We start from the raw sequence: 3,296 nt of genomic DNA on the forward strand, positions 1-3,296 counted from the left end.
GCAGGCTTGGTCGTGGTGGGCATCAGGCCACCTCCGTCAGACCGAACGCGGTGTCGTAGTCGGCCAGGTCACGCTGCTGGACGACCTCGACCGCCGTGGTCGGGGGCCGGTAGGCAGCTGCGTGGGCCAGGGCCAGCGCTGCGGCGCGGTGCGCGGGGTCGGTGATGGTCTGGTTGCGGGCCCAGCAGCGTTCGTGGACGGCAAGGACCCTGGACCCCAGACGGACGGTGACCTGCTCCAGGTCGGCGGTGAGCAGCACCTTGCGCCCGACCGCGACCGGATCGACGGAGTAGTCGTTGGAGTCGATGCGGACGTAGTGGTCCCGCGGCAGACGCACCGTCGCCTGCCACCCGGTCCGTGGGGCGACCGGCGGCAGGGCCAGCATCGCCGCGAGGTCCGCGGCCCAGCGGTCGACCGGGCGGGTGCCCAGCGTCCGGTGATGGCGGGCGTTGGCGCGGGTCAGCCAGTCGCTGAGCTGAGTGTTGAAGTCGCCAGGGCCGGTGAAGGTGCGTCCAGGCAGGAAGGAGGTCTCCAGGTAGCCGTTGGCCCGCTCGACCAGGCCCTTGGCCTCCGGGTCGCGCGGGCGGCACTGGTGCACCGAGATCCCCAGCGTCCCGCGGAACGCCTCGAACTCCTCAGTCAGCCGGGGCCGGCCGGCCCGCCAGGACCCGACCGCGGCCTCGTTGTCCCAGACCAGCTGCGCCGGGACCCCGCCCATCGCCTGCAGCAGCTCCCAGTGCCCGGCGATCAGATCCGGGCCCTGCCGGGTCGGCAGCATCCGAGCGAAGATCATCCGCGAGTAGCCCGAGACCATCACCAGCACCGGTGGGCTGCCCGCCTGACCGGACCCGAGCGGGACCTGCGCCGGCGGGAACCACAGATCGCACTGCACCCGCTGGCCCGGGTCATAGGCGGTGCGCGTGGCCGGGTCCGGCGGCAGGTAGTACGGGCGCAGCTCACGGACCCGGTCCTTGAGCACCGTCAGCGACCGGTCCCACCCGATCCGCTCGGCGATCACCGTCGACGGCATCCGCGGATGAGCCCGCAACAGCTCCCGCACCCGTGGCTCTACCGCGTCCACGATCGAGCCCCTCGGCGCCCGCTCGTACTTCGGCGGGGCATCACGGGCCAGCGCCCTGCGCACCGCGTTCCTCGAGACACCCAGCTGGCGGGCGATCGCCTTGATCGCCATCCCCTCAACCCGGTGCAGCCGGCGGATCTCCGCCCAGTCCTCCACGGTCATCACCCTCCTCAGCGTGGCCGGAAGGGGGTCCGTTTTCGGGCGTCGCTCAGGGGTCAGTTTTCAGGCGTCGTCGACAGCCTCAAGGCTGCACGGGGAGTCGCCGCACTCCTGTTCCGAACGATTCTCAGAAGGCACGCCGTTCCCGAAGTCGACGTAACGAAGCGTCCGCCTCCGCAGAACGCGCGCTCATGCCGTGGCGCGGGCGGCGTCGCTACGCTCCTTCTCCGGTGCACGGAGCGGCCGACCTGGCGGTAAGGGCGCACTCAGGTTGTCCTCGCGAGAGGCAAGAAGGCCAGGAAGTAGTCGGCGCGTCTTGCTGCTGCGGACCGAGGCGTCGACGACCAGGAACTCGACCATCCCGGCGCGGTTCACTCCTCGTCGCCGAGGTGGGCCCCCGGTGCGGCGCTCGAGCCTGGGCTCGCGGACCGGTCGGGCGAGCGCAGCCCAGGTGGTCGGGATCGAGCGCGCGTTTGCGGGTGTTCCTCGGCATCGCCGGGTAGCCGGGCCCGCAGACGTGCGATGCCGATGTGCGGCATGACCGCTCGTCCTGTGTGGCGTCCAGCGGCGCATACGAAGGGGACGGAGCGGCGGCACACCGGGGTCTACATGTGACGGCACCGGCCGTCAGAGTCCCCTCTGAGACCCCGCACACGGGTGTGCGCCGTCAGGCGGCCGCGGTCTCGCGTGGCCCGACCGCGAACCGCAGCGTGAACATGTCGAGGGTGCCGGGCAGGTCCTCGTCGTGCCGCAGGCGCCCGTCGAGCAGGTCGACGTCGCGGTCCCGCAGCAGGCGCGCCAGGGCCAGGCTGACCGTGTGCAGGACGACGTTCCGCCCCGGGCACTGCGCCGGACCGGCGGAGAAGGGGACGAACGGCCAGTCGTCCTCCGTGCGCTGCCGCGCCCACAGGTCGGGGGCGAACCGGTGCGCCTCCGGAAGGTTCTCGTCGTCGCGGTGGAAGAACGGCGCGTAGGTGAGGATGCTCGTCCCCTCGGGCATCGGACCCTCCTCCCACTGCGTGCGGGCCGTCGTCTCCCGCAGCACGGCCGGCGTCGTCGGCCACAGACGCAGGGACTCGAGGACGACGGCCCGCAGCCGGGGCAGCGGCTGAGGCACGCCGAGGTCCACCGCGTCGATCTCCGCGCGGACGAGCCGGAGCTGCTCCGGGTGGGTCGCGAGCAGGGCGAGCGCACGGAAGCCGGCCCAGGTCGCGGCGTCGAAGGCGAAGAGCCACTGGGCGACCTGCTGAGACGGGCGGGTGTTCGGCGTCGTCGGCGCCTGCGCGGCCCAGAAGGCGAGGCTGCCGGGCTCGGCGCGGTCCAGGTGACCCTGGAGCCGCTCGTGGAAGCGTCGCCGCAGCCGACGGCGCGTCGGGTGGAGGAACGCCCAGTTCGCGGTGGCGCGGAGCGCGACCAGGTCGTCGGTGAGCTGCTCGTCGTCGGCGGCCCCGTCCCCGAGGGTCACCCGCCGGACGATGCGCAGCCAGGTGCGCGCGTAGTCGTCCCACTCCAGGCGACCGGTGGCGTCCACCCGTTCCAGCAGCCCGTCGAGCTCCTCGTGGATCGTCGCCACGGCGGCGTCCGAGCCGCGGTGCAGCGCCGAGCCGGAGTCCAGCGCGACGTCGTGGAACGGACGCCGCTCGGCCCGGTCCTCCGCCGAGGAGATGAGGACGTTGTCCGGCTCGAAGTGGGACAGCGCGGCGCGCTTCTCGCGGGTGGCGGGGCTGAACGGCTCAGGGCCGTCGGCGAGCACGCGGTGCACGTGCTGCGGCGAGAGCAGCACGACCATGCGGCGGGGGAGCCGCAGGCGCAGCGGTCCGGCGCCGTACGTGCGGCGCAGCTCCTGCAGGAGCGCGACCGCGCGGGCGTCGGCGTCGGCACGCTCGGCCATCGCGACGGCAGCGCGCCGTCGGACGATCACCCCGCGCGCCAGGAGCGGCACGACGACACGGCCGAGCACGCGGGCCGTGTCGAGGGCGGAGGCGTGCGGCAGGCGGCGGGTCCCGGCGACCGAGGGGGCCGTCATCGGCCGGCACCGGCGAGGGCGTGGCGGACG

At 73.5% G+C, this 3,296-nt stretch carries 2 protein-coding genes; both read right to left on the reverse strand.

Annotated features, from left to right (window positions below; all coding sequences use genetic code 11):
- Positions 1–22 precede the first annotated feature (22 nt).
- Positions 23–1,246: an IS21 family transposase gene (istA, locus tag N866_RS17560; RefSeq protein ID WP_034228996.1), complete on the reverse strand. Its 1,224-nt coding sequence runs from the start codon at positions 1,244–1,246 to the stop codon at positions 23–25.
- Between the two features lie 661 nt (positions 1,247–1,907).
- A partial coding sequence (locus N866_RS17565) for a cytochrome P450 (protein WP_342668448.1) occupies positions 1,908–3,296 on the reverse strand: 1,389 nt, incomplete at its 5' end.

This window comes from Actinotalea ferrariae CF5-4 (assembly GCF_000603945.1).
Taxonomy (GTDB): domain Bacteria; phylum Actinomycetota; class Actinomycetes; order Actinomycetales; family Cellulomonadaceae; genus Actinotalea; species Actinotalea ferrariae.